General features: G+C 61.9%; 29 protein-coding genes (1 of these 29 only partly in view). 17 read left to right on the top strand and 12 right to left on the bottom strand.

What is annotated here, in order from left to right; all coding sequences use genetic code 11:
- The 3 genes from GLX_RS00275 to spt form a co-directional block, all read left to right on the top strand.
- Nucleotides 1–1,027, top strand: partial view of a fatty acyl-AMP ligase gene (locus GLX_RS00275; RefSeq protein WP_193360651.1) — the 3' portion only. Its footprint begins 713 nt before the window's first position; the window shows 1,027 of its 1,740 coding nt (coding positions 714–1,740); the start codon falls outside the window, past its left edge; it ends in the stop codon at nt 1,025–1,027.
- A gap of 184 nt (nt 1,028–1,211) precedes the next feature.
- On the top strand, nt 1,212–1,463 hold the full coding sequence (locus GLX_RS00270) for an acyl carrier protein (RefSeq protein WP_041247022.1): 252 nt from the start codon (nt 1,212–1,214) through the stop codon (nt 1,461–1,463).
- A gap of 6 nt (nt 1,464–1,469) precedes the next feature.
- Nucleotides 1,470–2,672, top strand: a complete 1,203-nt coding sequence (gene spt, locus GLX_RS00265) for a serine palmitoyltransferase (protein ID WP_014104056.1) — start codon at nt 1,470–1,472, stop codon at nt 2,670–2,672.
- On the opposite strand, the gene GLX_RS00260 is transcribed toward spt, so the two are convergent.
- Complete coding sequence (locus tag GLX_RS00260) at nt 2,656–3,624, bottom strand: protein-tyrosine phosphatase family protein (protein ID WP_041247021.1); 969 nt, start codon at nt 3,622–3,624, stop codon at nt 2,656–2,658. The genes spt and GLX_RS00260 overlap by 17 nt on opposite strands.
- A 13-nt stretch (nt 3,625–3,637) precedes the next feature.
- A complete protein-coding gene (locus GLX_RS00255; RefSeq protein ID WP_231850357.1) occupies nt 3,638–4,570 on the bottom strand; it encodes an acylglycerol kinase family protein in 933 nt (310 codons plus the stop codon).
- Nucleotides 4,571–4,730: 160 nt separating this feature from the next.
- Between GLX_RS00255 and GLX_RS00250 the strand changes: the two genes are divergently transcribed.
- From GLX_RS00250 to GLX_RS00215, 8 genes are all read left to right on the top strand, one after another.
- Complete coding sequence (locus GLX_RS00250) at nt 4,731–5,696, top strand: metallophosphoesterase family protein (RefSeq protein ID WP_014104053.1); 966 nt, start codon at nt 4,731–4,733, stop codon at nt 5,694–5,696.
- Nucleotides 5,693–6,925, top strand: a complete 1,233-nt coding sequence (locus GLX_RS00245) for an LptF/LptG family permease (RefSeq protein WP_014104052.1) — start codon at nt 5,693–5,695, stop codon at nt 6,923–6,925. The genes GLX_RS00250 and GLX_RS00245 overlap by 4 nt, the downstream gene beginning before the upstream one ends.
- Entirely contained in the window at nt 6,922–8,031 is a 1,110-nt protein-coding gene (locus GLX_RS00240) for an LptF/LptG family permease (protein ID WP_014104051.1), read from the top strand. Before GLX_RS00245 ends, GLX_RS00240 begins: the two co-directional genes overlap by 4 nt.
- The gene (locus tag GLX_RS00235) at nt 8,028–8,810 is read left to right on the top strand and encodes a sterol desaturase family protein (protein ID WP_014104050.1); all 783 of its coding nucleotides are present in this window, start codon (nt 8,028–8,030) and stop codon (nt 8,808–8,810) included. Before GLX_RS00240 ends, GLX_RS00235 begins: the two co-directional genes overlap by 4 nt.
- Before the next feature lie 2 nt (nt 8,811–8,812).
- Nucleotides 8,813–9,580: a nucleotidyltransferase family protein gene (locus GLX_RS00230; RefSeq protein WP_081477851.1), complete on the top strand. Its 768-nt coding sequence runs from the start codon at nt 8,813–8,815 to the stop codon at nt 9,578–9,580.
- Nucleotides 9,581–9,597: 17 nt separating this feature from the next.
- Nucleotides 9,598–10,101: an MmcB family DNA repair protein gene (locus GLX_RS00225; RefSeq protein ID WP_014104048.1), complete on the top strand. Its 504-nt coding sequence runs from the start codon at nt 9,598–9,600 to the stop codon at nt 10,099–10,101.
- A gap of 28 nt (nt 10,102–10,129) precedes the next feature.
- Nucleotides 10,130–10,918 (top strand): inositol monophosphatase family protein, encoded by a 789-nt coding sequence (locus GLX_RS00220; protein WP_014104047.1) that lies wholly within the window; start codon nt 10,130–10,132, stop codon nt 10,916–10,918.
- 132 nt (nt 10,919–11,050) lie between these two features.
- Complete coding sequence (locus tag GLX_RS00215; protein ID WP_014104046.1) at nt 11,051–11,866, top strand: lipid-binding SYLF domain-containing protein; 816 nt, start codon at nt 11,051–11,053, stop codon at nt 11,864–11,866.
- A gap of 35 nt (nt 11,867–11,901) precedes the next feature.
- Here the strand turns inward: GLX_RS00215 and mltG are convergent, their stop codons facing one another.
- From mltG to GLX_RS00165, 10 genes are all read right to left on the bottom strand, one after another.
- On the bottom strand, nt 11,902–12,900 hold the full coding sequence (gene mltG, locus GLX_RS00210) for an endolytic transglycosylase MltG (protein WP_014104045.1): 999 nt from the start codon (nt 12,898–12,900) through the stop codon (nt 11,902–11,904).
- A gap of 57 nt (nt 12,901–12,957) precedes the next feature.
- Complete coding sequence (gene fabF / locus GLX_RS00205; RefSeq protein WP_014104044.1) at nt 12,958–14,241, bottom strand: beta-ketoacyl-ACP synthase II; 1,284 nt, start codon at nt 14,239–14,241, stop codon at nt 12,958–12,960.
- A 71-nt stretch (nt 14,242–14,312) separates the two neighbouring features.
- Nucleotides 14,313–14,552, bottom strand: coding sequence for an acyl carrier protein (locus GLX_RS00200; RefSeq protein WP_003618476.1), 240 nt, complete (start codon nt 14,550–14,552; stop codon nt 14,313–14,315).
- Between the two features lie 260 nt (nt 14,553–14,812).
- Nucleotides 14,813–15,568: a 3-oxoacyl-[acyl-carrier-protein] reductase gene (gene fabG / locus GLX_RS00195; protein ID WP_014104043.1), complete on the bottom strand. Its 756-nt coding sequence runs from the start codon at nt 15,566–15,568 to the stop codon at nt 14,813–14,815.
- A gap of 76 nt (nt 15,569–15,644) precedes the next feature.
- Complete coding sequence (fabD, locus tag GLX_RS00190) at nt 15,645–16,631, bottom strand: ACP S-malonyltransferase (protein ID WP_014104042.1); 987 nt, start codon at nt 16,629–16,631, stop codon at nt 15,645–15,647.
- Between the two features lie 63 nt (nt 16,632–16,694).
- On the bottom strand, nt 16,695–17,237 hold the full coding sequence (locus tag GLX_RS00185; protein WP_014104041.1) for a YdcF family protein: 543 nt from the start codon (nt 17,235–17,237) through the stop codon (nt 16,695–16,697).
- 5 nt (nt 17,238–17,242) lie between these two features.
- Nucleotides 17,243–18,517 carry a class I SAM-dependent methyltransferase gene (locus GLX_RS00180; RefSeq protein ID WP_014104040.1) on the bottom strand — a complete coding sequence of 425 codons (1,275 nt, stop codon included), beginning with the start codon at nt 18,515–18,517 and terminating at the stop codon, nt 17,243–17,245.
- 9 nt (nt 18,518–18,526) lie between these two features.
- Nucleotides 18,527–19,285 carry a glycine betaine ABC transporter substrate-binding protein gene (locus tag GLX_RS00175; RefSeq protein WP_014104039.1) on the bottom strand — a complete coding sequence of 253 codons (759 nt, stop codon included), beginning with the start codon at nt 19,283–19,285 and terminating at the stop codon, nt 18,527–18,529.
- 33 nt (nt 19,286–19,318) lie between these two features.
- Nucleotides 19,319–19,963 carry a Dabb family protein gene (locus GLX_RS00170; protein ID WP_228391279.1) on the bottom strand — a complete coding sequence of 215 codons (645 nt, stop codon included), beginning with the start codon at nt 19,961–19,963 and terminating at the stop codon, nt 19,319–19,321.
- A 56-nt stretch (nt 19,964–20,019) separates the two neighbouring features.
- Nucleotides 20,020–20,844: an acyl-ACP desaturase gene (locus GLX_RS00165; protein ID WP_014104037.1), complete on the bottom strand. Its 825-nt coding sequence runs from the start codon at nt 20,842–20,844 to the stop codon at nt 20,020–20,022.
- Nucleotides 20,845–21,030: 186 nt separating this feature from the next.
- On the opposite strand from GLX_RS00165, the gene sucC reads away from it, so the two are divergent.
- The 6 genes from sucC (at nt 21,031) to GLX_RS00135 (ending at nt 26,244) form a co-directional block, all read left to right on the top strand.
- The gene (gene sucC / locus GLX_RS00160; protein ID WP_014104036.1) at nt 21,031–22,230 is read left to right on the top strand and encodes an ADP-forming succinate--CoA ligase subunit beta; all 1,200 of its coding nucleotides are present in this window, start codon (nt 21,031–21,033) and stop codon (nt 22,228–22,230) included.
- 4 nt (nt 22,231–22,234) lie between these two features.
- Nucleotides 22,235–23,107 (top strand): succinate--CoA ligase subunit alpha, encoded by an 873-nt coding sequence (gene sucD, locus GLX_RS00155; RefSeq protein ID WP_014104035.1) that lies wholly within the window; start codon nt 22,235–22,237, stop codon nt 23,105–23,107.
- A gap of 141 nt (nt 23,108–23,248) precedes the next feature.
- Nucleotides 23,249–24,265, top strand: coding sequence for a biotin synthase BioB (bioB, locus tag GLX_RS00150; protein ID WP_041247018.1), 1,017 nt, complete (start codon nt 23,249–23,251; stop codon nt 24,263–24,265).
- Nucleotides 24,266–24,349: 84 nt separating this feature from the next.
- Entirely contained in the window at nt 24,350–24,985 is a 636-nt protein-coding gene (gene queE, locus GLX_RS00145; RefSeq protein ID WP_014104033.1) for a 7-carboxy-7-deazaguanine synthase, read from the top strand.
- Between the two features lies 1 nt (nt 24,986).
- Nucleotides 24,987–25,724 (top strand): 7-cyano-7-deazaguanine synthase QueC, encoded by a 738-nt coding sequence (queC, locus tag GLX_RS00140; RefSeq protein ID WP_014104032.1) that lies wholly within the window; start codon nt 24,987–24,989, stop codon nt 25,722–25,724.
- Nucleotides 25,717–26,244, top strand: a complete 528-nt coding sequence (locus GLX_RS00135; protein WP_014104031.1) for a 6-pyruvoyl trahydropterin synthase family protein — start codon at nt 25,717–25,719, stop codon at nt 26,242–26,244. The genes queC and GLX_RS00135 overlap by 8 nt, the downstream gene beginning before the upstream one ends.
- Nucleotides 26,245–26,253 lie beyond the last annotated feature (9 nt).

The following is a 26,253-nucleotide window of genomic DNA, read 5'->3' as shown; positions in this document are numbered from 1 at the left end:
GACTCCCCTGACCTGTCAGTTGAGCGTGGACATGCTGCCCACGCGCGAGTTCGCGCGGCGCCCGCATGTATGGCTGGACCTGATCAGCCGTAACCGTGGCACAATTTCCTACAGTCCGTCCTTTGGCTATGAACTGTGCGCCCGGCGCGCAACCTCGATCGAACTCGACCTCTCGTCATGGCGGGTTGCGGGTATCGGCGGAGACATGATCCGCTACCATATTCTTGAGGATTTCGCGCAGCGCTTTGCCTCAGCCGGCTTTGACAGCGGGGCCTTTACCGCCAGCTACGGCATGGCGGAAGCAACCCTGGCCATAAGCTTCGCACCACTGGGTTCTGGCATCCGTACCGATACGATCGACCTGCGTGCGCTTGAGACGCGCGGCGAGGCCGTACCTTCCAACGATCCGGCTCGGGCACTGCGCACTTTTGTCATCTGTGGCGAGGTCCTGCCCCAGCATGAACTTGAAGTGCGCGACAGCGAAGGCAATGTGTTGACAGACCGCAAGATCGGCACCGTGTTCGTGCGCGGCCCCAGCCTGATGCAGGGCTATTTCCGCCGCCCGCATGAGACCGCACGCGTAATGGATGCCGATGGGTGGCTTAATACCGGTGACCTGGGGTACATGCTGGATGGGCAGGTCGTCGTGACTGGCCGCGCCAAAGACCTGATCATTATCAACGGTCGTAACATCTGGCCGCAGGACCTGGAATGGTCGGCCGAGACGGAAATCAGCACTCTGCGCAGCCGTGACGTGGCCGTATTTTCGGTTGATGAGGATGAAGGCGAGAAGATCGTGGCTCTTGTGCAGTGCCGCGCATCTTCCCCCGAAGCACGCGAGACGCTGAAGACTGACACCGCCAACCTGTTCCGTCGGCAGCACGGCGTGGATGTATCCATCATTCTGGTACCGCCCCATACGCTTCCCCAGACCTCATCGGGCAAGCTGACGCGGGCACGGGCCAAGGCCATGCTGCTTTCCGGGGCTTTTCAGCCACTGGAAGCATCATCCGTATCCGTGGTCTGAAGGTCAGGGCAATTACCGCTGCCAACTGGCGGAAAGCAGTACTGGTCAAAAAGCTGTTTTTCGCCCATAAGGCTTCCGATCAGGGGACAAATACAGTCCCCACCCACGATCCATGGATCGTGGTCTGGTCATTCATGCTGTTCCCCTGCCTGCGGCAGGCAGGACGTGCCATAAGGATGTTGGAATGAGTGAAACGGTAGCGAGCGTCTCCGCACTGATCGTGAAGACGCTGCTGGCGAACCCTAAGGTTCCCCGTGATATCAATGGCAGCAGCAAGATCGTTGAAGATCTGGCCTTTGATTCACTGGCCGTCATGAATTTTGTCATGGAAATCGAGGATACCCTTGATGTTTCCGTGCCGCTTGACCGGCTGGCTGATATTCGCACCATTGATGATCTGGCGGTCTGCATCGTCTCCCTCAAGCAGGCATCCTGACGCATCATGTCAATTTTCTCGAAATATGAAGGCTTGGCATCGGCACTGAAGTCCGTTACCGCCGGTGGTGGCCGCAATCCTTTCAACGTGGTCATCGAAAAGCCGATTTCCTCGACGGTCGGGCTGATCGAGGGGCGCGAGACGCTTCTGTTCGGCACCAATAACTATCTGGGCCTGAGCCAGTCCCCCGCCGCGATTGAAGCCGCCGTTGCCGCAGCGAAAGCCTATGGCGTAGGCACCACAGGCTCACGCATCGCCAATGGTACGCAGGGGCTGCACCGCCAGTTGGAGGAGCGGCTGTCCGCGTTCTTCAGGCGCAAACACTGCATGGTGTTTTCCACTGGCTACCAGGCCAATCTGGGCACCATCTCGGCGCTGGCAGGCAAGGATGACTATCTGCTTCTGGATGCAGACAGCCATGCCAGCATCTATGACGGTAGCCGCCTTGGCCATGCGCAGGTGATCCGTTTCCGCCATAATGATGCCGATGACCTGCACAAGCGCCTGCGCCGTCTGGATGGTACGCCAGGTGCGAAGCTGGTTGTGGTCGAGGGTATCTATTCCATGATGGGCGATGTGGTGCCCATGGCGGAATTCGCTGCCGTCAAACGCGAGACGGGCGCTTGGCTGCTGGCTGATGAAGCCCATTCCGTTGGCGTGATGGGTAAGCATGGCCGTGGCGTGGCGGAAGCCGATGGCGTGGAAGATGATGTGGACTTTGTTGTCGGCACTTTCTCCAAGAGCCTTGGCACGGTCGGTGGCTACTGTGTGTCCAACCATGATGGGCTGGATCTGATCCGCCTGTGCTCACGCCCCTACATGTTCACCGCGTCCCTGCCGCCCGAAGTCATCGCCGCGACCATGGCGGCGCTGGATGAACTGGAAAACCGGCCCGAACTGCGTGTACGCCTTATGGATAACGCACGCAGGCTGCATGCGGGGCTACAGGCGGCTGGCCTACGCACCGGCCCGCAGGCCAGCCCGGTCGTGTCAGTCATTCTGGATGAAATCCCAGTCGCGGTGGCCTTCTGGAACCGGCTGCTTGACCTAGGAGTTTACGTCAACCTCAGCCTGCCGCCCGCAACGCCAGACCAGCACCCCCTGCTGCGGACCTCCGTCATGGCGACCCATACGCCGGAACAGATTGACAGGGCCGTGGAAATCTTCGCTACCGTCGCAACCGAAATGGGTCTCAGCCGCGTCGCCTGAAAAAACCGGCCTGTCGTAACTTCCATAGGAGATACGGCAGGCAGATCAGTGGATGCCGTTCCGAAAACGGGCCAAGCGGCAGTATAATGCCGGAATGACGCTGTATTTTCCAAGCGATGTAGCGCGCGCCCCCTTCAAACGTGAAGGCACCCTTGGCCAATCTGCTGATATTCAGCACACGCCCCACCCGCCCGCGCAACCACCAGCCTTCGCGCATCCTGCTCCGCAGGCCCGGCGTCAGGCGAGGAGTGAGCATGTCTGCACTGCGCTCGAACGGTAGGCCATCGGCAATCCAGATATCTGGCAGCAGCGCCCTGTAACGTTCTTCCCGTCCTGCCAGCAGAGTGCGAGGCCTGCGCCCGTTCTCCACACGTAACTCCGCACCGTAGGTATGGGCGAACAGGGCACGCCAGTACTCATCCGCCGTGCCCGATTCCGGCCCGAGTGCGGCAGCCCATCGCCCTGCCTGCCCCACGGCCCGCACAATGCACGACAGGATGGCATCGGCCGCCTCCGATCCGCGTATCCATACCAGTCGCACAGGCTGGCAGAAGCGCGCCCAGACCGTCGTATCAAGCGATGCCGGCCCCGTCATGCGCCGAAACTGGTCAATGGACAGGATGGCAACCTTGGCCCGGATGAGACGATCATCAACCAGGATTTCGTGATATTCGACATTGGGAGGCAGGAGGCGATTGGCCTCACGCGCCACAGGGCCTGCCCTCCAGTCCTTCAGATGTTCAACGATGACATAGAAATCCAGGATGCCTTCGGGGTCCATCTCGCGCAGGACCGAACCGTAGAAGACCACGCCCAGCGGCTGTACCCCGCCCACAAGCTGCGTGACAAAGTCAGTAACGAAGGGAGCGACCGGCTGGACCAGTTCGTCCGCCAGCAGGTGGGCGATACGGCCTGCGGCGGCAAGGCGGCTGTTTGGATCAGGCTGGGGCATGTATGTCCCTTCCTCATGCATGGATAAAATCTATGGGCGCGGTGGCGGAAAGGATGATCCGCCCGGTCGCACCGGGGGAAAAGACTTCTCCATCCAGCACGAAATCGGAATTAAGGTGCATTTCGATCTGCTCCTCACACCCACTACTGTAATCGGGATTGTGGCGCAGCCACGCAGGCTGCCGGCCGCGCAGCAGCGCCCACGCCGCCGCCGCCAGCTGCGAGGGCCGGCCCGTCACGTACAGGAAATTAATGGTATCGTCGCGCATGTCCTGCCCCGTCCAGAACGGCCATATGCGATAAGGCAGGCGCTGGAGCGTAGTAGACAGGAACAAGAAGCAGTTGCCCTCCAGCCGGGTCTGCGCGCCCGCCAGAATCGTCATTGGGTCGCCCTGCATCCATTCCTGCCGCGAACGCCGCGTAAGCAGGCGCCCCACGGATGACAGGAAGGAGACGATCACCGCCATCTCATGCGAATAATTGTTCAGGATCGCGGGCTGGTGGGCCAGTTCGATCCCGCGCGTAAAGGCCGCCGCCCCATGGAACATGCCAACAACGGGGGGCCTGTCCTCACTGTCTGGCCATTGCACCACCAACCCGCAGCGCCGACGCACGTTGCGCCGCAACCGGTTGGATACGGCAAGCTGCTGCAGGCGCTCCAGCGCTTTGGTCCCGCGCAGGCCAAAGCCCACATCACCTGCTATAAGGTTGGTATTGCCCGATGGCAGCACAGCAATCGCGGGTAGGCGGTCAGGGGCATAGTGGCGGTGCACGGCGCTCAGTACGTCGCTTACCGTGCCGTCTCCTCCATCTATGACAATACACTCCATATTGCGCGAAGCCAGGTCCGCGATATGAGCATCCAGACGGGAGCGGTCAGCCGGATCGATGAAATTGCCTCCAAGCAGCGCACGGGCAGTCGGGGCATAGGCGCTCGTGTCGCTCATGTTCCGTCGGCTGCGCGGGTTGTAAACAAGCGCAAAACATCCGGTCACCAATCATCCCATCCCTGTCTGAAATTTGACTTACAGGTCATAAGCAACCATCTGCCTTCTATTGCAAGGCACGAAAAGCAGGTGCCCCCCCTACAGGGGTCTGGCACAACACATGCGCATAACCCTGATGCGCAGGCATGCCGGAAGGAAAGAGGCGATCTTGAATCCCATTACTATTGCACATCTTTCGGACCCTCACCTGCCGACGGAAATGGCACCTCCCCGCCTTGCAGACCGCCTGAACAAACGCATGTTCAGCTATTTTTCATGGCGTGGGCACCGCCGTTTCGTGCATCGACCCGAGATCCTGGCCCGTGTCATGGCCGACATAACGGCAAATCATGTGAACATGATTGCCGTGACGGGCGATCTGACCAACATGGGTCTGCCGGGCGAGTGTCGCAATGCCCTGCGCTGGCTGGAAGGCATGCCCGCCTCTTGTACAGTCATACCCGGCAATCATGACACCCTTGTGCATGCCGACTGGCAGCAGACTGTGGGCCTATGGCAACCATGGATGGGTAAGCTGCCCTTTCCCTTTGTACGCCGGATGGGGCCTGTTGCGCTGATCGGGGTCAGTTCGGCGGTGCCAACGCCATGGTTTCGGGCAACCGGCACCATGGGCGCGCGGCAGGCGGCGCGCCTGCGCACGATCCTGAACGAAACCGGACGGCAAGGCCTGTGCCGGATCGTCATGATCCACCACCCGCCGGTACCCGGGCTTGCCATCCCCCGCAAGGCACTCCGAGACCCGGATAATTTCGCTGACTGTATTGCACACGAAGGGGCGGAAATGGTACTGCATGGCCATATTCATACCGCGACCATTTCCTCCCTTCCCGGCCCACTGGGCGCCGTGCCGGTTCTGGGCGTAGCCTCGGCTTCCGCCCGCGCGCACGACCCGCTGCGCGCGGCGGGATGGAATCGCATTACGGTCAGCAGCGGAGACAAAGGGTACACATTGGCTGTTACACGGCGTTTCTTTCCTGAAGATGGAGAGGCTGTTACCACGCAGGAAACCGTTTTCGAACTTCTTTCACCCTCCCGCTCCTTTCCGGGTATAAGCACCGACTCATGAATCGCACGTCGCTTCAGCACCGGATACTGGACAGGCTTGCTCCAAGCACCCTGGACCGCTACCTGCTGCGCCAGGTCGTGCCGCCGTTTTCCATCGCACTGGGCGTTGTCATGTCGGCGCTCCTGCTCGAACGCCTGCTGGTGCTGTTCAACCTGCTCGCTGCCAATGGCAGTTCGATGAAAACCTTCTTCGCGCTGCTAAGTGACCTGATCCCCCATTATCTGGGGCTGGCCCTGCCTGCGGCGATGTGCGTGAGCGTGTTTTCTGTCATCCGGCGCATGAGTACCAACCATGAGATCGATGCCCTGATGGCAAGCGGGGTCTCGCTCTTTCGCATATGTCGGCCCTTTGTGGTGACAGGGGCGATATTCGGCTTTCTGGCGTTCTCGCTGTACGGCTTCATACAGCCCTATGCGCGTTATGATTACCGTTCGGCCTTCTATTTCGCCAGTCATGCGGGCTGGACGCCACACCTGCAGTCCAAGATGTTCGCCATATCGGACGACATCGTGCTGACTGCGGAAAATGTTGACCATGCCGGATCACGCATGTGGAACATCTTTATCCGTGACGCAACGGACAAGGCGCATATCCGCTTCATAACGGCCCAGAAGGGATATATCTTCAACCCGGCAGACGGATCGGACATCCGCCTTGACCTGGTTGATGGCACCATTGTGACCGACAGCCAGGACAAACAGCCCTCGGTAACCGGCTTTACACGCACCACCCGCCTGATCTCGGGTCGAAGCAAACTCGATGACGAAGCCTACCGCAAACGTGGCGAGACCGAGCGCGAACTGACCGTACCCGAACTGTATTACGGCATCAGGCACGGCAATCCCGCCATTAGCCATTCCTATATGATTGCGGAGCTGAATTTCCGTCTGGCGCGCACAACGGCCATTCCCTTCATCCCTATTCTGGCCTGTGCCCTAGCAGGTGTGCGCAAGCGGCAGAAAAATAACCCCGGCCTGGCCATTGCCGCCATAACACTGGTCGGGTTCGACCATACGCTACAGATGGGCATGAGCTTTGTCGCCAACATGCATATGTCGCCGCTGCTGGTGATCTGGCTGCCCACACTGGTATTCTGCCTTATCTGCGTAGGTGTTCTGATCCGGCAGGCGGGTGGATTGCGTATCCTGCTCGAACGTGGGCCGAGCATGGCTTCGCGCCAGCTTTCCGCTGATGGTCTGCCCCGCCACATGACGGAACGTCAGGCATGAAGCACCGGCTGCGCCTGGCCAGCGGCACGGTCCTGCTGGGCTACCTGTCGCGCGAGATGATGGGCAAGGTGTTCGCCACCGCCATTATCGTCGTATCGCTCATGGAAATCCTGGCCCTGCTGGAACAGGTAACGGAAATCATGCACCGCCATCTGGGTATGAGCGGGGTGCTGTATTATGCGGTGATGCGCCTGCCACTCCTGTTCTGCAACGCCATGCCGATTGCCATGTTGATCGGTGCCCTGCTGGCGCTGATGCAGATGACAACATCCAACGAGATCGCGATCATGCGCGCGGCGGGACTGTCTACGCCGGGACTGATCAAGCTGTTCCTGCCTACCACCATCGTGCTGGGCATATTATGCGGAGTGGTGAATGATCAGGTTACCCCGCGCACCGAACAGGCTCTGGCCCAGTGGTGGAACCTCACCGCGCCAGATGCCCTTGCTGACCCCCACAATTACTGGATCCGTTCGGGCAATGACCTGATCAGCATCCACTTCCTTGGCAACGGGGGAAGCGTACTCAAGGATGTAATGGTCTATCACCGCGACCGCCAGAGCCTGCTACAGAAGGTCACGACTCTGGACTCGGCGCGCTATGTACATGGTCACTGGTATGGTACGCCTGCCCGGGTGCTTGACGTTGTCAGCCCCACCCGTGTCGACCTGCTCGATATCCCGCCCGGTCAAAGCACGCGGCTTGACTGGCCCATTACGCTGACCCCCGGTTACATCACCCAACTGACCACAAGCTTTACCCAGTCCATCAGCACGATGCTGGCTGAAGAAAACGGCAGCCTGCCTTCCAGCCAGTCCCCGTCCTTCTTCCTGACCGAAATACTGGGACGCATCATGTTACCCGTGACATTCACGGTAATGCTGTTACTGGCCGTGCCGGTGGTCTATATCCCCCCCCGGGCTGGCATCCGCAGCTGGCTACCGGTATGGTGTCTGGGCGCCGGCCTGCTGTTTGTTGTATTCCAGGGGCTGCTGCGTGCGCTGGGAAATGCAGGAACGCTGCCCTCGCTTATGGCGATATTCGTCGGGATCCTTATTTTTATCCTTGGCGTCATCACCGTGCTACTGAGGATCGAAGAGCGATGATTACCAACACCCTGAAGAACAGTTCAATCCGCACGGGCCGGAGTTTCGACCTGGGCAAAATGAACCTATCCCAGCTCTGGATTGCCTACCTGACCTATCCCACCATCCTGCTCTATTTTGCCCTGATTCTGTGCAGCTTTACCGTAATGGCATATACTTATGCCGCTTTTGTTCCGGTAGCTGTCAGCATCGGGGCGGTCATGCTGGTCTATCCGATGGTATGGTATGCCATCCATCGCTTCATCCTGCATGGGCGCTTCCTGTACCGCATGAAATGGAGCGCATCGCTGTGGAAACGCATCCATTTTGACCATCACCAGGATCCGCACCTGCTGGATGTGCTGTTCGGTTCACCGCTCAACACCATTCCCACCATCGCCGTCGTGACCATTCCCATCGGCTACGCCATTGGCGGCATGCCGGCATCGGCAGCAGCCTTCGGTGCAGGACTGACCATTACCTGCATTTATGAATTCTTTCACTGTATCCAGCACCTTAATTACAAGCCGCGCATGAACTGGATTCAGCGCATGAAGCAGCGCCACGTCCTGCATCATTTCCATAACGAAAATGGCAATTACGGCATCACCAGCTTCGTGGCTGACCGCCTGTTCCGCAGCTATTACCGCGATGCCCGTGGCTGCCCGCGCAGCCCCACGGTGTTCAACCTTGGCTACGACATCAAGGAAGCGCAGCATTACCCCTGGGTTATGGAAGAAACCGGCTCCCCCCCGCGTGACCGGCCCGATGGTGCCAACACCACGCGCAACGCAGCATGAGCATGGGGATCCATGTCCTCATTCTGGCGGGAAGCCGGGCGGGCCGGGTTGATCCCATGGCACAGGCCGCCGGCATTTCGCACAAGGCGCTGCTGCCGGTCTGTGGCACGCCCATGATCAGTCGGGTCATCACGGCACTACAATCAGTAGGGGACATCGACACGATCGCCATCTGCATCGAACAACCCGACGTGCTGGAAGGCATTGTGCCAGCGGGCGTGACTTTCATCCCGCCTGCCGCCGGGCCGAGCGCCAGTGTCATGAAGGCACTCGACACGCTTGGTACGCCGCTACTGGTCACGACAGCGGACCATGCCCTGCTGGAGCCGGGCTGGGTCCGCAGCTTTGTGCAAGCGGCACTGGAAAGCGGGAGTGATGTTGCAGCAGCCGTCGCCATGGAAGAGTCGATCATGCGCGACGTGCCGGGCACGAAGCGCACCATGATCCGGCTGGCCGATGGTGCGTTCTCGGGCTGTAACATGTTCCTTTTCCGTACACCTGCTGCGGCCGGCGTGATCCGGCTGTGGCAGAAGCTGGAAACCGAGCGCAAACACCCGTTCCGGATGGCGCGTATTCTGGGCCTGAGCATCCTGCTGCGCTTCGTGTTCAGGCGGTTGACCCGCGCGGATGTCTGTCGCCGTATCGGCCAGCTTGCGCATGCCCGTGTTGCCCTGATCCCGCTGGCTGATGGCCGGGCCGCTGTGGATGTGGACAAGCCAGCAGATCTGGAACTGGTAACTCACCTGCTTTCCACGGCATCTGCCACCTGACAGCTCGTTACTGTCCGATGCCAGACCCCCTGCCTGCCCCCCATACCCAGACCGCCATACGCATGGGCGTGAGCCAGATGTGTCGACAGCATGGGTGGGCGGTGCTGCATGAATTCTCACTGCCCGATCGCAGACGGGCCGATATCATGGCCCTGACGCCGCAGGGGCATCTTGTCTGCATCGAGATCAAGTCCGGCCTGCCCGATTTCCGGGCTGACCGTAAATGGTCCGATTACCTGCCGTGGTGCGACCGGATGTATTTTGCAGTCAATCAGGATTTTCCCCGGACCGTACTGCCCGACACCACCGGCCTGATCGTCGCCGCAACCGACAGGGGCGCCGATGGCAGACCAACCTGCGTGGACTGCGCGATCATCCACCATCCACCCCACACCGCACTCGCCCCCGCACGCAGGCGAAAGCTGACCTTGCAATTTGCCCTGCAGGCAGCGGAACGTCTGGGCCGGATGGAAATGCCACAACTGGACCAGACGCTCAGAACGGCATTACGTGTAGAATAATGTTTCCCGACATACGAAAGGCTAACCGATGACCCAGGCCATCCTGACCCGCTTTGAAGCCGCGCGCTCCATCGTGCGCGATGCAGCAGCCCTTGCCATGAAGATGCGCCCGGCCCCCGGCGGCCCGCAGGGCACCCAAAAAAGCGCACAGGACTGGCTGACGGAAGCCGATGGCGCGGTGGAATCCTTCATCTCGGAGCGAATCGGCACACTGTTCCCCGAAGACGGCTTTCAGGGTGAGGAAGAAGGACGCACCCGTACCGGCAGCCTGCGCTGGGTGGTGGACCCCATTGATGGCACGTCAAACTACGCCCGCGGCCGCAACCGCTGGTGTGTCTCGCTTGGCCTGATGGATGGCGACACGCCGGTTGCGGGCATCATTGAGGCCCCCGCCCTGGGCGAGACCTATACCGCCGTGCGCGGCCATGGGGCCTTTCTCAATGGTAAACGTATCAAGGCATCTCCCGTGACCGATACGGCCGCGTCCCTGATCGAGATGGGATGGAGCAACCGCGTACCGCCTGGCGTATTCCAGCAAAAGATTGATGCCATCCTGAATCTGGGCGCCATGCCGCGCTCGGGCGGGTCAGGTGCGATTGCGCTGGCAGAAGTCGCCTGCGGGCGGCAGGACGGCTACCTGGAAATCCGTATCAATCTTTGGGACGTAGCCGCCGCACTGGTGTTGCTGGAAGAAGCGGGCGCATGCGTCTCCCCCTTCCTGCGTGATGGCGGATTGAACGACGGCATCAGCATCCTGGCCGCAGCTCCCGGTATTGCCAATGCATTTTCCAGTGCGGTTGGGGTCTCCCTTAAATAACGGCAATATAGGACGATAGACCACCGGACGGGCTTGCCTTGCGGGTCATGATTCAGCCATGAAAACACACCACTCCATGGCACGGGCCGTTTTGGTGGATCTGCCGTTACGAATCGGAAAGGGAGCACGGTTTTGCGCACATTTCATTTCATCAGGACATCACTTGCCACCTTGGCCCTGATGATGCCGCTCCACGGTGCCCTTGCGGCAAGCATGGAAGAAGAACAGAATCTGGTGGACCGTGCCACCCTGACCGTGCGGGACATGTTCTCCACCGCCACCGCGAACAGCAAGGTTACCCGTTACCTTGCCCAGTCACGCGGCGTGATTATCTGCCCCTCCGTCTTTCGCATGTCCATCGCCTTTGGCGGCGGCGGCGGCGGCTGTGTGTTCCTGACGCGCGATGCCCATGGCTCGTGGTCGGACCCGGCGTTCTACCGTATGTCCTCGGCCAATTTCGGATTGCAGCTCGGCATGCAGGACGTGGAGGTCATGCTGTTCGTCATGACCGACCAGGGGGTGCAGTCGCTGCTGGACAGCCAGTTCAAGCTGAGCGCCGATGTAGGCACCTCCTTCGCCTCATCCGGCTCAGGGCTGGAAAGCGGCACGGCAGGGGAACATAACACCAGCATCAAGGGCGTACAGAAATCCAAGGGACTGTTTGCCGGTGCCGCCCTGGGTGGCTCCAAGATGCGGGTCAACAGCGCAGCCAACCGGGCCTATTACAACCAGATCGTGGGCCCGGAAGATATTGTGGTGTCCATGCGGGTCAACAATTCCGGTGCGGACCCCCTGCGTTCTGCCCTGAGCGAAGTGCTGACCACCGCCCAGAGTAAAGCTGACAAGAACGGTCCGGCCACCACCACACAGGCCAGCCCGGCCTTCCAGCAGCCCATGGCTACGGCACCGTCCGGGTCAGTCAGCAGTCAGAACCTGCCGGCCCAGTAAGAGCGCATCATTATGCGCAGAGGCAGTCACGGTCCCTATTGCGCGACAGAAGACTGTGCCCGCTTCGCGGCCCTGAAGGCCGAGACATTATGGTTATGGTCACCCAGCGTGGTCGCAAAATTATGGCCACCATGGCCATTGGCCACAAAATAAAGCTGGTCCCCCTGCGCCGGGTGGGCAGCGGCCTCAAGCGCTGCCATACCCGGCGAGCAGATCGGACCGGGCGGCAGGCCAAGGATGATATAGGTGTTATAGGGTGTCGGCTGCAGAAGGTCGGCGTGAGACAGCGCATGCCCCAGCGGTCCCACCCCATGGTTCAGGCCATATACCACGGTCGGGTCGGACTGTAGTCGCATACCCTGATGCAGGCGGTTGAGGAATACGCGCGCCACCATCGGCCGTTCATCCGCGCTGCCTGTCTCACGCTCGATCATGGAGGCCAGCACCAGCAGGTCATGACGGTTCAGGATAGCGGGATCAGCCACGCGCCCTTCCCATGCATGGTCCAGGGCACGATCCATGGCATGCTGCATGCGCGCCAGCATTTGCGCGCGCGGCATCCCCCATTCGTAATCATAAGTCAACGGCATGACTGACCCCTCATCGGGGAAGGGAAACGTACCGTCCATATAGGGCGCCTGTTCCAGCAGGGCCGCGATCTGGATGGAAGACAGACCTTCAGGGATGGTCAACCTGTGTATGACCGGCTTGCCATGGCGTAATACCAGCAGAACCTGATGGATGGACCCGTGAGCGGGAAATACCAATTCCGCTGCATGGAACGCACCATCCACCCGTGTCAGGGCGGTTGCGACATCGAATACTTTTTGCGTGGACCAGTCACGCTCCAGCACGCCCGCATCCTGCAGCGTGGCCATTACCTGTGTCGTTCCCCCATGCGGGATGACAACCGCGCGCCCTTCGGTCAATGGGCCGGGCGCATCGTAATGCTTCAGGCCCAGAAAACCGATGCCTAGACCTGACAGGACAAGCAGCAGGAATGCCCCCCCCAGTGCCGCCAGAACCCTGCGCACGCCGTCTCCCCATTCTTTTTACTGGAAATGGAAAGGGCGCCCGCAGGCGCCCCGGTCTCATACGCCGCGCAGGATCACGCTGGCATTGGTCCCGCCAAAGCCGAAGCTGTTGGACAGGATCGTGTCGATCTTGCGCTCTTGCGCCGTATGCGCCACCCGGTCGATCACGCTCTCACGCGATGGATTGTCCAGATTGAGCGTGGGCGGTGCCACGTTATCACGAATGGCAAGGATGGAGTAGATCGCCTCCACCGCCCCTGCCGCCCCAAGCAGATGTCCCGTGGCCGATTTGGTGGAGGACATGGCCAGCTTGCGCGCATCGTCGCCGAACAGGCGTTCTACAGCTTCCAGTTCCAGGTCATCGGCCATGGTGGAGGTGCCATGAGCGTTGACGTACTGGATGTCCGCCGTAGTCAGGCCCGCGCTGCGCACGGCATTCTGCATGGCGCGGAATGCACCTTCATGCCCTGCTGCCGGTGCCGTGATATGATGTGCATCGCCCGACATGCCATAGCCTATCACCTCGGCATAGATCTTGGCACCACGTGCCTTGGCATGCTCGTATTCTTCCAGCACGACAATACCGGCCCCCTCACCCATCACAAAACCATCACGGTCGCGGTCCCATGGGCGGGATGCCTTTTCAGGCGTGTCGTTGAAATGGGTGGACAGCGCCTTGGCCGAGCAGAAGCCCGCAATGCCCAATGGGCACACCGCAGCTTCTGCCCCACCGGCCACCATCACGTCGGCATCACCCAGCATGATCATGCGGGCGGCATCGCCAATCGCATGTACGCCGGTGGCGCACGCCGTGACGACCGAGTGGTTTGGCCCCTTGAATCCGTATTTGATCGAGACATGGCCCGAGACCAGGTTGATCAGGGCGGACGGGATGAAGAAGGGCGAAAGCCTGCGCGCACGTCCTTCCTTTACCGTGACCGATGCCTCGTAGATGGTCTGGAGGCCACCGATACCGGCACCGATCATCACACCGGTGCGGCAGCGATCTTCCTCCGATTCCGGCTTCCAGCCGGAATCCTCGACCGCTTCGGTCGCGGCCACAAGACCAAGATGGATGAAGCGGTCCATCTTTTTCTGGTCCTTGACCGGTATCCAGTCCGAAAGAGTCAGGCCGCCACTTTCCGTCGGCCCTGCAGGCACTTCACCTGCAACCTGTGCCGGCAGGTCGGACGCGTCGAACGAGGCAATACGGCCAAAGCCGTTTTCACCGGCCACAAGGCGTGACCAGTTACGCTCCACACCCAGTCCGAGAGGGCTGACAATACCCATACCGGTCACGACAACGCGCCGCTGTCCAGATGTCAATCCGGTAGACTGCATCAACCCGCCCTGCTCCTGAAAGTAACGATACCTGACTGAATTCGTAAAAACATGATCGGATAAAAGACCGATCAGGCAGCCTTCTGCTTCTCGATGTAGTCGATCGCGTCCTTCACGGTCGTGATCTTTTCAGCTGCATCTTCGGGGATCTCGACGCTGAACGCTTCTTCGAAAGCCATAACCAGCTCAACCGTATCGAGGCTGTCCGCACCCAGATCGTCGATGAACGATGCATCGGGGGTGACCTTGCTTTCGTCCACACCGAGGTGCTCGACTACGATCTTCTTAACCTTATCAGCGATTTCGCTCATCTGTCTCTGCTTCCTGTCTGCCCCTGAAAGAAACGGGCGGTTCGAAACGTGTTCGTCCTGTAACGTCCCTGCAAACCGGCATTGCATACCGGCCCGCTTCGGACGAAGCTGCGGGCGATTAGCACGGTTTTGATGTGATCGCCAAGGCAGCGATTGCATTTCCTGTCCGCGCGGCCTGCAATCAAGGGACAGCCGGGGGCCACAGACCCCCCTCTTTTCCGTTATTTGCAAGTCTGCTGGGCGGCAGGATACCACATCTGTCAGGGCATCGCCATGCCACCATTGACATGAATTGTAGTACCCGTAATCCATCCTGCCTCGTCCGATGCAAGATACACCACGGCGGGTGCGATATCCTGCGGCTGGCCCATGCGGCCCAGCGGGATGGCGCCCACCAGCTTTTCCTTCTGCGCATCTGGCAGTACATCGGTCATGGCGGTCTGGACAAAGCCCGGCGCCACGGTATTCACGGTAACACCCCGACTGCCTGCTTCCTGCGCCAGCGACTTGCCCATGCCAATCATACCGGCCTTGGCGGCGGCATAATTGGCCTGCCCCGCATTGCCCGTAACCCCCACAACTGAGGCGATGTTGACAATCCGCCCCGCCCTGCGGCGCAACATGCCCTTCAGTGCAGCGCGGCACAGACGGAAGGGGGCGGCAAGGTCCACGTCCAGCACGCGGCTCCAGTCCTCATCCTTCATGCGAATCGCAAGCGTGTCGCGTGTCAGGCCCGCGTTGTTGACCAGAATGGCCAGTGGGGCACCCGCCTTTTCCTCGGCACTGGCGACCAGCGCATCGGCCGCCGCTGGGTCTGACAGGTCGGCCGCACACACATGCACCCGCCCAGCCCCATCCTGTGCGCCAATTTCGGCCGCCACGTCCTCCAGCACACCCTGTCGGGTACCCGACAGCACGACACTGGCTCCCTGCGCATGCAGCGCGCGAGCGATCTCGCGCCCGATTCCACCCGATGCGCCGGTTACCAGCGCCACTTTTCCATCCAGCCTGAACATGAGCTGTCCGTTCCCTTCGGTATTCATAAACCAGATACACTCCGTGACCCGTCCGCTACGGAGCATGGGCATATTGTCAGCGTGCAGCCAGATAGGCCTCGATATCGGCGGGCGTGCCGACCGAACGGGTGGCCACGTCGCCATTGATGCGACGCACCAGCCCTGCCAGCACCTTGCCCGACCCGATCTCGACAAAGCTGTCGGCTCCCATGGCCACCATGGCATCGACACTTTCGCGCCAGCGCACGGTACCGGTGACCTGCCGGACCAGCAGATCACGAATGGTGGCGGGGTCAGATACCTTGGCCGCCGTCACGTTCGCCACCACGGGCACGACGGGGGGCGCAATGTCCGTATCGGCTAGCGCCGCGCGCATGGCGTCCGCTGCCGACGCCATCATGGAGCAGTGGAAAGGCGCCGAGACCGGCAGCTTGAGCGCACGCTTGACACCCTGCGCCTTGGCGAGGGCGATCACGCGGTCAATCGCCGCCATCTGCCCCGCCACGACCACCTGGCCACCGCCATTGTCGTTAGCGACTTCCAGCACTTCCTTGCAGGTTTTACCGGTCTCGTCAGTAAAGGTCGCGGCTTCAGCGCACAGGCTGGCCGCGCGTTCCATGTCCATATCGGCGCCGATTAACGCCGCCATGCCGCCCTCGCCGGGGGGAACGGCCTTCTGCATGGCATTGCCACGCAGACGCAGCAGGCGCGCGGTCTGGGCAATGCCCAGCGCACCGGCTGCCGCAAGGGCGGAGTATTCACCCAGCGAGTGCCCGGCCACCAACGCCACGTCGCGCTTCAGGTCAAGTCCGCCCTCACGCTCCAGCACCCGCAGCACGGCCAGCGAGACGGCCATCAGCGCTGGCTGGGCGTTATCGGTGCGAGTCAGGTCCTCCATCGGCCCTTCGAACATGAGCGTGGAGAGATGTTGCTCCAGTGCATCATCGACTTCCTGAAACACTTCACGCGCGGGGGCAAAGGCTTCGGCCAGATCGCGGCCCATTCCAACTGACTGGCTTCCCTGACCGGGAAAAACAAAGGCTTGCACAGGCATGTCTTCCATCCACACTCATGTTGTCTTTAAATATCCCCGCGTGATGCGGGGTTGGGCTGTCAGTGTCAATCATCATGGCGCGAAACCACCGCGCCCGTAGCGCAGCCGCCATATGGCCAGCAGCAGCATATCCCACGGTAGGGCCGCTCCCTCACGCAGGCGCCAGAACCAGCGTTTGCGCCATCCGCGTGCAGCGGCAACCTTTGGCGGGGGCACACGCTGCACCCGCCAACCCATCATTCGCATCAGCACAAGGCAGCGCGGCAGGTGATAGGCGCTGGATGCCACGGCCACGACACCCCCATACCCCCGCGCGCGCAGGAGCCGGGTGCAGGCGATGACAGAGGCCAGCGTATCGGGGGCCGTATCCTCTACCAGCACACTGCCTGCCGCCGCCCCGCCATCAAGCAACAGGCGGGCCATCACGCTGGCCTCCGTCATGCCTGATGGCCGTGACGGGCCACCCGTAGGCACATACACAACCCCGCCCTGCCGGAGGCCAAAGGCATGGGCTGCGGCCACCCGCAACCTTACCGTGCGGCCGGGCGTGCCATCGGGCCGCAGTTTCGCACCGAATATGACAACCGGCAGCCCGGTCTCCCTCCGCTGCGTCACGGCGGTCAGCGGGGGGCGCGCAGCAGCACCCGGTTGAGTGATTCCAGCGTTGTGAACATCTGGTCCCATACCCGGGCAAACCGGCTGGCGGACAGGCCGCGCGTTTCCATGATCGCCGCGATATCGGCCAGCGTACGCTCACCATCAATCAGCGGCAGGATGCCGCGCGCCTGGGGCGGCAGGGCAATCGTCACCTGCAGCGTTCCAAAAGCGAAGGGCAGCCGGTCATCCGGCCCCATCATGCGGGCCAGTTCGATACCGGGTATCTCACGCATGATGGGCACGGCATCCGGCGCACGCGCATCGGCGCGCATAACGGGTTCGCTCGCGCGGCGCACATAGGCGACATGGGTTGCCATATTGCCTGCCACGTCCTCCGCCACCGCCTCGCGCACCCGTTCGGGCAGGGCCGCAATACGTTCGCGCAAGCGCGGGTCAGGCAACAGCAGGGCCGGGTCGTAACGGGCGGGTTCCATCAGGCAGGCCGCCGCAAGCCCCGCGCGTTCCAGAAATGCATGGAAGGCGGTTATGTCATATGCGCGATCACGTGGATTGAGCAGCAGGTCATACAGCCCAGCCTCGCCGCCGCTCAGGTGGTCTCCAAAATTGCCGTTCTGTCGCAGCCATGCAGTGGCAGGCAGGTGACGCATGACCCGGCGCGCCACATCCAGCCGCTGTTTTGGCGCATCCGCCACCGGGGCCAGGCGCTCCAGCGCATCCTGCAGCATGTACACCCCCGTGCGGCCATAGGGGGCATAGACCATGATCCCCATGCCCCCACCGGGCGCCAGAACGCCTTCCAGCGCCGCAAGCCCGGCATCGGGGTCGGGCAGGTGGTGCAGCACGCCGCAGCAGTCGATGTAATCGAACGGACCCGGCGCAACGGCGGCAAGGTTGGCCAGATCGCCCTGCACGAAGCGCATGTTGGTCAACCCACGCACCTCCGCCCGTGCTCGCGCGATGCCCAGTGCCACAGATGAGCGGTCGAGGCACAGGACCTCTCCCCCCCTGCCCGCGCGCGCCATATGCGTGGCCAGCATGATCGCGCCATCACCCGTGCCACACCCGGCCACCAGCACCCTTAGCGCAGTGGATTGCGGGCGGGTGGCACCGAAGACCCAGTAGTCGATCTCACGCAGGTGGCTGGGGCTGCCGATCAGCAGCCTGCTTTTTTCCTCCCGCGGGTCACGGGCGGGATAGGGGTAGTGTTCGTACTGGGCCTTCAGTCCAGCATCACGCGCGTCCGGGGCGGGTGGCCCATCGTCTTCATGCATGGTCATGGCCGGGCCTCAGCGTGGCAGCAGCTTGCCACGCTGCCACGCCTCGGCTGCATCTTCAGCACTCATGCCTTCGGTGCGCATGGCATGGTCCAGCGCGCTGACAACCTTGTTGCCCAGTGTCAGTTCATCCAGTTCATCAAGCAGGTCGGTATCCATCTCGGGACGGATGGCGGAGCGGATCAGGATACGCGCCTCCTGCTCTTGCCCGCAGGCCTCCTTGGGGTCTTCCAGCGTGATCACGCGCTGTCCGTAATGCACGAAGGAAGGCTGCCAGACGGGAATGATCTCAGGCAGGCTATTTTCAAGCACATGGGCCGCGTGGTCGCTGGCCTGTGCATCGGGACGGGTCGCGATGGTATAGCCTGCTTCGGTCAGATTGTAGGCAGCAACGACCTGCCGCACCAGGTCGATGACCGAGTCCGGGGCCACGATCTCACGCCCCACGGGGCAGCCAGCGGCAGCCAGTTCGGCAAGGGAAGTGATGCCGGTAGCAGCCGCTTCGGGGATACAGAAACCAAAAGTGGGGCGGTAGAGTTGCCCGAAGGATTCCATGCCCAGACCGGATGCGACGAAACCTGCATCGACATCAGGCAGCCAGGCGGAGACAAACAGGTCCACATCGCCCCGGCGCATGTGCTCTTCCATCGCGTCACGGGGGGCTGCGACGTATTCAACCTCCAGATCGTATGCCTCCAGCACACGGGCCACGGCGGCAGCGCTGGCCTGTTGCACGGTATTGTCCAGATGCCCGAGGGTCACGGTTGTCATGATATGGTCACTCCTTGATGGGATATCCGGCCGTCAGCCCTGCTGCCGGGGAACCTGCGTGCCGCCGGTACGGACCGGCACGTCACGCCTCGGATGGGTGGTGGAAAGGGCATAGTCGAACACGACTACCGAGACGAGGTAGGGGGCCGCGAATTTCTTGAAGGCTTCATGCGCCGGGTCGAAATAAGCGGGATCGGTCACCACGGGGCGGCCGACATAGTAATTCCGGTCCCCTTCCGAACGGAAGGTCACGATAAAGGCCTGCTGCAACCCCTCATCAGCCCCTTCCCCACTCATCTGCGCGCCGGTCTCGATGGCGGATACCACGGGAGAGCCGTCCTCGCGGCGCGAAACCAGACCAAGCGCCATGAATCGGCGCACTACCTCGGCACGCTGCGCGTCAGTAATGGTGGGCAGGAAACGCAACAACACGATATGGCGCACCATACCCGGATGGAACCCGGCTGCCGTGAAGTTACGCAGCCCGACCTGCGATGCCATGAGCCGCTCCGCGCGCGTGGCGTCACTGATCTGGGCATCAGATGATGAATCCGCTCCGGCCGGGCCGGGTGCCGCAGCCGTTGCCGGCACATCCGCCCGTGCAGTGCCCGCCAGCGCAAGGCAGCCCGCTGCTGCCAGAAGGAGGGTGCCGCGCGTTTTCATATCCTGAACCATCATGCCGTGTATCTTCATTTCCTGATGTTGTTGCGGGTGCTATTGCGTGGGCATGCCGGTCAGACCGTGGTCATGACCCGTGCGAACCGGCGCTGGCGCATCATGAGCAGCCGGTACAGCACGCGCGCAATCAGCGCATGCAGACGGCCATGAGGCGTCCAGCCTATGGTCTTGAGGATCATGCCCGTAACCCTGGCCGCATGCCGTGGCTGGTAGAAGCGCAGGGCGCGCGACATATAGGCCGCGATACAGCGCTGGTGGTCATAGGGCAGGCCCACCGGATCGTTTGTGGTGTGGTAGGCAGAGGCCAGTTCGTCATCCTCGCTTTCCGTAACCCGTCCCAGAGCAATCCGGGCACGCTGCCACACCCCCAGCCGCTCCCGGCGCAGATAGCGATTCATATGATCATAGAACAGCTTGAAATGCCTGTATTCATCGGCGGCGATCTGCCGACATATCGCCTTGAGCACCGGTTCGTCCGTGGCATCGCCCAGGGCGGTATAAAAGGATGACGTGCCCGTTTCCACCATGCAGCGCGCGATCAGTTCCCCCGTGCGCGAACCACGGATGGAGGCCGCCACATCCAGTTCAAGCCGGTAAGACTGCCGGTAGCGCTCAAACGCCGCCATGTAGTCCCATGCGGGATCGGCCAGCATGGCCCACCTACCCAGTGCGTCGCCATGCTGCACTTCCTCATCTGCCCAGTTGTCCACCGCCTGCTGGAAGGCAGGGTCATCGGCAAAGACGTTCTTGAGATAGCGGGCATAATCCAGGCCATTACGTTCCACCACCGATGCGGCCTTGACCAGCGGGACAGTGTCAGGGTCCACCCGCTGCGGGTCGAAACGTTCCCAGTTCATCTGTTCAATGCGCCAGTGTTTCATCGCAACCTGTTCTTCTGCATTTTCTCCATGACGGCGCGCCGCGCGTGCCACTTGCTGGCGACGACATGACACATGTTTCATGTTTACGCCAATTCTGCCTGTATCCCACCCCTGTCATTGCGAAGCCAAATCGTGCTAGGGGCGTAGCCCGACACCGCCAATAAGAACGACAGATTGGGTCGCCAAATGAATATTCACGAATATCAGGCAAAGGCGCTGCTGCGCTCCTACGGCATGCCCGTGCCTGAAGGCCGTGCCGCCACCTCCGCAGCGCAAGCCCTGGATGCCGCCCGTAGCCTTGCTGCGCCCGTTACGGTGGTCAAGGCTCAGATCCATGCGGGCGGACGTGGTGCGGGGCATTTTGCCAGCAACCCCGAAGGCAGGGGCGGCGTGCGCCTGGCCCGCAGCCTTGATGAGGTGAGTGAGGCCGCCGGGGCCATGCTGGGTGAAATACTGGTCACCAAACAGACCGGGCCCGCGGGTCGCATGGTCCGCACGCTGTATATCGAGTCCGGCTGCGACATCGCGCGCGAACTGTATTTCTCCATGCTGGTGGACCGGGTAAGCGGCCAGATCGTCATTGTTGCCTCCCCTGATGGCGGCATGGAGATCGAGGAAGTCGCGGCGCGCACGCCCGAACGTATCCTCAAGGAATATATCGACCCTGCGAAGGGCCTGTGTGATTACCAGTCACGTGACCTTGCCGTGCGTCTTGGCCTGACAGGGCGCGAGATCAGAGCGTTCCAGAACATCGTGCGTTCCGCCTATAACGCCTTTACCGACCTGGATGCCGCGATTGTGGAGATCAATCCGCTGGTGGTGACCGGGGCGGGCGACCTGCTGGCGCTGGACGCCAAGATGTCGTTCGATGAAAACGCGCTGTTCCGCCACCCCGAACTGGCAAAGCTGCGTGATGAGCACGAAGAAGACCCGCGTGAGCGCGAAGCCGCCGGATACGGGCTGGCCTATGTCGGCCTGGACGGCAATATCGGCTGTATGGTCAATGGCGCGGGTCTGGCCATGGCGACGATGGACATCATCAAGATGGAAGGCGAGGAGCCGGCCAACTTCCTTGATGTGGGTGGTGGCGCATCGAAAGAGCGCGTGGCGGCGGCCTTCCGCATCCTGATCGGCGACCCCAAGGTGCGCGGCATCCTTGTCAACATCTTCGGTGGAATCATGCGCTGCGACGTGATTGCGGAAGCCATCATCGCCGCCTCGCACGAGACGGGGCTGAATGTGCCCCTGGTGGTGCGCCTGGCGGGCACGAATGTCGAACGCGGCAAGGCGCTTCTGGCTGAATCCGGCCTGACCATCATCCCCGCCGATGATCTGGGCGATGCCGCCCGCAAGATCGTATCCGCCGTCCGTCATGCGGGAGCCTGATTGAATGTCCATTCTCGTCAACAAGTCCACCCGGGTCATCACGCAGGGTTTCACCGGCGCGCAGGGCACCTTTCATACCGAACAGGCCATTGCCTACGGCACCCGCATGGTCGGTGGTGTCACACCGGGCAAGGGCGGCAGCCAGCACCTTGGCCTGCCAGTGTTCGATACCGTGGCGCAGGCGCGTGAGGCCACCGGGGCCGAGGCTTCCGTCATCTACGTGCCGCCCGCAGGCGCCGCAGATGCGATCCTTGAGGCGATTGCCGCCGGCATCCCGCTGATCGTATGCATTACCGAAGGCATCCCGGTGCAGGACATGGTGCGTGTGCGCGCGGCCCTTGAATGTTCCGACAGCCTGCTGATCGGCCCGAACTGCCCCGGCATCATCACGCCGGATGAATGCAAGATCGGCATCATGCCCGGCCCGATACACCGCCGTGGGCATGTGGGCATCGTCTCGCGCTCGGGCACCCTGACCTATGAGGCCGTGGCCCAGACTTCCGCCATTGGTCAGGGACAGAGCACCTGCGTCGGCATTGGCGGCGATCCGGTCAAGGGCATGGACTTCACCGATGTGCTCGAACGCATGATTGCGGACCCCGACACCCATTCCATCGTTATGATCGGTGAAATCGGTGGCACGTCCGAAATTGATGGCGCCGAACTGATCCGCGCCAGCGGCACGCGCAAGCCGGTGGTGGGCTTCATTGCCGGTGCCACCGCCCCCCCGGGGCGCCGCATGGGTCACGCCGGTGCCGTGATTACCGGCGGCCACGAGACCGCCAGCGCCAAGATCGAGGCCATGCGCGAGGCCGGAATCCATATCTCCCACAGCCCGGCCGAACTGGGCGTGACATTGGCGCGCGTTCTGGGCTGATCCAGTCGGCGCTGATCTACCCGGCGCTGATCCCCCGTCCCGGCAATGACCCCATAACGATAAAAATGTGGTCATTGCCGGTTTTCTATGGCACAGCCTGTGCCGTTTTCTACCTTTATCATCGCCACAGGAGCCAGACCGATGCCCGATGGGAGCAGCCCGGACACCCTGCCGCATGTCGGCCCCACCAGCCTGCCTGCCGTCAGGACGGACTGGACGCGCGATGAAGTCGCGGCCCTCATGGCCCTGCCCTTCCCCGACCTGATCTACCGCGCACAGACCGTGCACCGTGCGCGTTTCGACCCCACGGAAATGCAGATTTCCACCCTGCTGTCCATCAAGACTGGCGGCTGTCCCGAGGACTGCGCCTACTGCCCGCAGAGTGCCATGCACGAGGACGGCGGCGTGAAAGCCAGCCGCCTGATGGCTGTGGAAGAAGTGCTGAAGGAAGCCCGTGCGGCAAAGGCCGCTGGCGCCGCACGCTTCTGCATGGGAGCGGCATGGCGCAGCCCCAAGGAACATGACCTTGAAACCGTGTGCGCCATGATCGAAGGTGTAAAGGCGCTGGGACTGGAAAGCTGCGTGACACTGGGCATGCTTGATAACACCCAGGCACACAGGCTCAAGGATGCCGGGCTGGACTACTACAACCACAACATCGATACCTCGCCCGAATATTATGGGGACATCATCTCCACCCGCACCTTCCAGGACCGGCTCGACACGCTGGAAAACGTGCGCGATGCGGGCATCAATGTCTGCTGTGGTGGCATTGTCGGCATGGGCGAGGACAGCACCGACCGCGCGGGCATGATCGCAACACTCGCCAGTCTGCCCCGCCACCCCGAGAGCGTGCCGATCAACATGCTGGTCCGAGTGGAGGGTACCCCCCTTGCCGAACGAACCGGGGAAACGGTCGACCCGATCGAATTCGTCCGTACCATTGCGGCCGCCCGCATCACCATGCCCACCAGCCGTGTGCGCCTTGCCGCAGGCCGCGAGGATATGACGGATGAAGCGCAGACACTGTGCTTCCTTGCCGGTGCCAATTCCATTTTCTATGGCGAGCGGCTGCTGACCACCCCCAATCCCGCAGCCCTGCGCGACCGGCAGTTGCTGGACCGGCTGGGCATGCATACTTCCCACCAACAGGGCTGAACCCGACGCAGCCGGACGCGGGACCGGCTGGGACATTTTCCCACGCTGGCCCGTAATGGCCGCGTGCAGTATGAAATCTGGAACATGTCCTACACCGTAAAGGAAATCTTCCCCACCCTGCAGGGTGAGGGCGCCCATGCGGGCCGCACGGCGGTATTCTGCCGCTTTGCAGGGTGCAACCTGTGGTCGGGGCTGGAGCGTGACCGGGCACAGGCAGCCTGCCGGTTCTGTGATACGGATTTCATCGGCACTGATGGTCCCGGTGGCGGTCGGTTTACCACCGCCGATACACTGGCCGATGCCATTGCCACCCATTGGCCCGCACCGGACAGGAAAGCTGCCTTCGTGGTCTTTACCGGCGGTGAGCCCCTGCTCCAGCTTGATGGCGCACTGGTCGCGGCCATGCATGCGCGTGGTTTTGAGATTGCGGTGGAAACCAACGGTACGCTGCCCGCCCCCGCCGGCATTGACTGGATCTGCGTCAGCCCCAAGGCGGGCACGCCACTGGTGCAGACCCATGGCCATGAACTCAAGCTGGTCTACCCCCAGCCCGATCTGCTACCCGAACAGGTGGCCGGGCTGGACTTCAGGCAGTTCTGGCTCCAGCCGATGGATAACGCCGCGCGCGATTACAATACACGTGCCACAGTTGACTATTGCCTGCATCATCCGCAATGGCGTCTTTCATTGCAGACCCACAAGCTGATCGGGATACCCTGACATGAGCGTCTCCCCCCCTCCCTCCATCCCCGCGCGGGAAGCCGCACTGGTCCTGTTCTCCGGCGGGCAGGATTCAGCCACCTGCCTGGCATGGGCGTTGGCGCGATTTGGCCGGGTGGAAACGCTGGGCTTCGATTACGGGCAACGCCATGCGGTGGAACTGGAATGCCGCGACACCCTGCGCCGGGGCATGGCGAGCGAGAAACCGCACTGGGCGCAGCGCCTGGGGGCGGACCATACGCTGGACCTTGCGGCTCTTGGCCATGTGTCGGACACGGCGCTGACGCGTGAGGCCGAGATCACGCTTAATGAAAACGGCCTACCCAATACCTTCGTGCCCGGTCGTAACCTGATATTCCTGACCTTTGCCGCAGCCCTCGCAGCCCGGCGCAATATCCGCCACATAATAACCGGCGTGTGCGAAACGGATTATTCCGGCTACCCCGACTGCCGGGACGACACGATCAAGTCCCTACAGGTTACCCTCAACCTTGGCATGGCCAGCCATTACGTGCTGCACACCCCGCTCATGTGGCTGGATAAGGCGCAGACATGGGAACTGGCCCAGACACTTGGGGGGGAAGCGCTGGTCGGGCTGATCAACCGTGAAAGCCACAGTTGCTACCTGGGCACGCGTGGTACGCTGCATGCCTGGGGTCATGGTTGCGGCACCTGCCCCGCCTGCCAGTTGCGCCAGGCGGGATGGGAGCGCTTTGCGGAGAAAAGCCGCCATGTTTGAACTGGTCTTTACCCGCCGCTTTTCCATGGCGCACCGCCTGCTGGCGGGCGAGAGCGAACGCTGCGCCCTGCCCCATGGCCATAACGAATATGTCCGTGTGAGCCTGCGGGCCACGCAACCCGGCGCGCTTGACGGCCGGACGAACATGGTCCTGCCTTTCCAGCGCGCAAAAAGTGTGTGGCACCAGTTCATTGACAACCATGTCGACCATGCCCTGCAACTGGCGCAGGATGACCCGCTGCTGGGCTGGTTCATGCAGCATGAGCCGCAGCGCGCCCGGCGCATACTGGTCACGCCGGGCGACCCCACGACGGAACTGCTGGCCTGCCTGCTCATGGCCAAGCTCAATGCGTTCCTGGCCGCTGATGGCGGGGTGCTGACCTGCGCACTCATCGAAATTGACGAAACGCCCACCAACACTATCCGCTACAGCGGCGACCCGCTTGCCATGCTGCCACAACCCCGCCCCGCCGGGCAGTGCTGGTGGCGCCGCGCGGACATGACCATCACCGATACCTGAATATCAAGT

Source organism: Komagataeibacter medellinensis NBRC 3288, assembly GCF_000182745.2.
GTDB lineage: Bacteria > Pseudomonadota > Alphaproteobacteria > Acetobacterales > Acetobacteraceae > Komagataeibacter > Komagataeibacter medellinensis.
This window is presented reverse-complemented; position numbering and strand designations above follow the sequence as displayed.

What these genes read in the sequence shown, in the direction of transcription:
- GLX_RS00270 (WP_041247022.1), top strand. Translation starts at nt 1,212, where the DNA reads ATGAGTGAAACGGTAGCGAGCGTCTCCGCACTGATCGTGAAGACGCTG.
- spt (WP_014104056.1), top strand. Translation starts at nt 1,470, where the DNA reads ATGTCAATTTTCTCGAAATATGAAGGCTTGGCATCGGCACTGAAGTCC.
- GLX_RS00260 (WP_041247021.1), bottom strand. Translation starts at nt 3,624, where the DNA reads ATGCCCCAGCCTGATCCAAACAGCCGCCTTGCCGCCGCAGGCCGTATC.
- GLX_RS00255 (WP_231850357.1), bottom strand. Translation starts at nt 4,570, where the DNA reads ATGAGCGACACGAGCGCCTATGCCCCGACTGCCCGTGCGCTGCTTGGA.
- GLX_RS00250 (WP_014104053.1), top strand. Translation starts at nt 4,731, where the DNA reads ATGCGCATAACCCTGATGCGCAGGCATGCCGGAAGGAAAGAGGCGATC.
- GLX_RS00245 (WP_014104052.1), top strand. Translation starts at nt 5,693, where the DNA reads ATGAATCGCACGTCGCTTCAGCACCGGATACTGGACAGGCTTGCTCCA.
- GLX_RS00240 (WP_014104051.1), top strand. Translation starts at nt 6,922, where the DNA reads ATGAAGCACCGGCTGCGCCTGGCCAGCGGCACGGTCCTGCTGGGCTAC.
- GLX_RS00235 (WP_014104050.1), top strand. Translation starts at nt 8,028, where the DNA reads ATGATTACCAACACCCTGAAGAACAGTTCAATCCGCACGGGCCGGAGT.
- GLX_RS00230 (WP_081477851.1), top strand. Translation starts at nt 8,813, where the DNA reads ATGGGGATCCATGTCCTCATTCTGGCGGGAAGCCGGGCGGGCCGGGTT.
- GLX_RS00225 (WP_014104048.1), top strand. Translation starts at nt 9,598, where the DNA reads ATGCCAGACCCCCTGCCTGCCCCCCATACCCAGACCGCCATACGCATG.
- GLX_RS00220 (WP_014104047.1), top strand. Translation starts at nt 10,130, where the DNA reads ATGACCCAGGCCATCCTGACCCGCTTTGAAGCCGCGCGCTCCATCGTG.
- fabF (WP_014104044.1), bottom strand. Translation starts at nt 14,241, where the DNA reads ATGCAGTCTACCGGATTGACATCTGGACAGCGGCGCGTTGTCGTGACC.
- GLX_RS00200 (WP_003618476.1), bottom strand. Translation starts at nt 14,552, where the DNA reads ATGAGCGAAATCGCTGATAAGGTTAAGAAGATCGTAGTCGAGCACCTC.
- fabG (WP_014104043.1), bottom strand. Translation starts at nt 15,568, where the DNA reads ATGTTCAGGCTGGATGGAAAAGTGGCGCTGGTAACCGGCGCATCGGGT.
- fabD (WP_014104042.1), bottom strand. Translation starts at nt 16,631, where the DNA reads ATGGAAGACATGCCTGTGCAAGCCTTTGTTTTTCCCGGTCAGGGAAGC.
- GLX_RS00180 (WP_014104040.1), bottom strand. Translation starts at nt 18,517, where the DNA reads ATGACCATGCATGAAGACGATGGGCCACCCGCCCCGGACGCGCGTGAT.
- GLX_RS00175 (WP_014104039.1), bottom strand. Translation starts at nt 19,285, where the DNA reads ATGACAACCGTGACCCTCGGGCATCTGGACAATACCGTGCAACAGGCC.
- GLX_RS00170 (WP_228391279.1), bottom strand. Translation starts at nt 19,963, where the DNA reads ATGATGGTTCAGGATATGAAAACGCGCGGCACCCTCCTTCTGGCAGCA.
- GLX_RS00165 (WP_014104037.1), bottom strand. Translation starts at nt 20,844, where the DNA reads ATGAAACACTGGCGCATTGAACAGATGAACTGGGAACGTTTCGACCCG.
- sucC (WP_014104036.1), top strand. Translation starts at nt 21,031, where the DNA reads ATGAATATTCACGAATATCAGGCAAAGGCGCTGCTGCGCTCCTACGGC.
- sucD (WP_014104035.1), top strand. Translation starts at nt 22,235, where the DNA reads ATGTCCATTCTCGTCAACAAGTCCACCCGGGTCATCACGCAGGGTTTC.
- bioB (WP_041247018.1), top strand. Translation starts at nt 23,249, where the DNA reads ATGCCCGATGGGAGCAGCCCGGACACCCTGCCGCATGTCGGCCCCACC.
- queE (WP_014104033.1), top strand. Translation starts at nt 24,350, where the DNA reads ATGTCCTACACCGTAAAGGAAATCTTCCCCACCCTGCAGGGTGAGGGC.
- queC (WP_014104032.1), top strand. Translation starts at nt 24,987, where the DNA reads ATGAGCGTCTCCCCCCCTCCCTCCATCCCCGCGCGGGAAGCCGCACTG.
- GLX_RS00135 (WP_014104031.1), top strand. Translation starts at nt 25,717, where the DNA reads ATGTTTGAACTGGTCTTTACCCGCCGCTTTTCCATGGCGCACCGCCTG.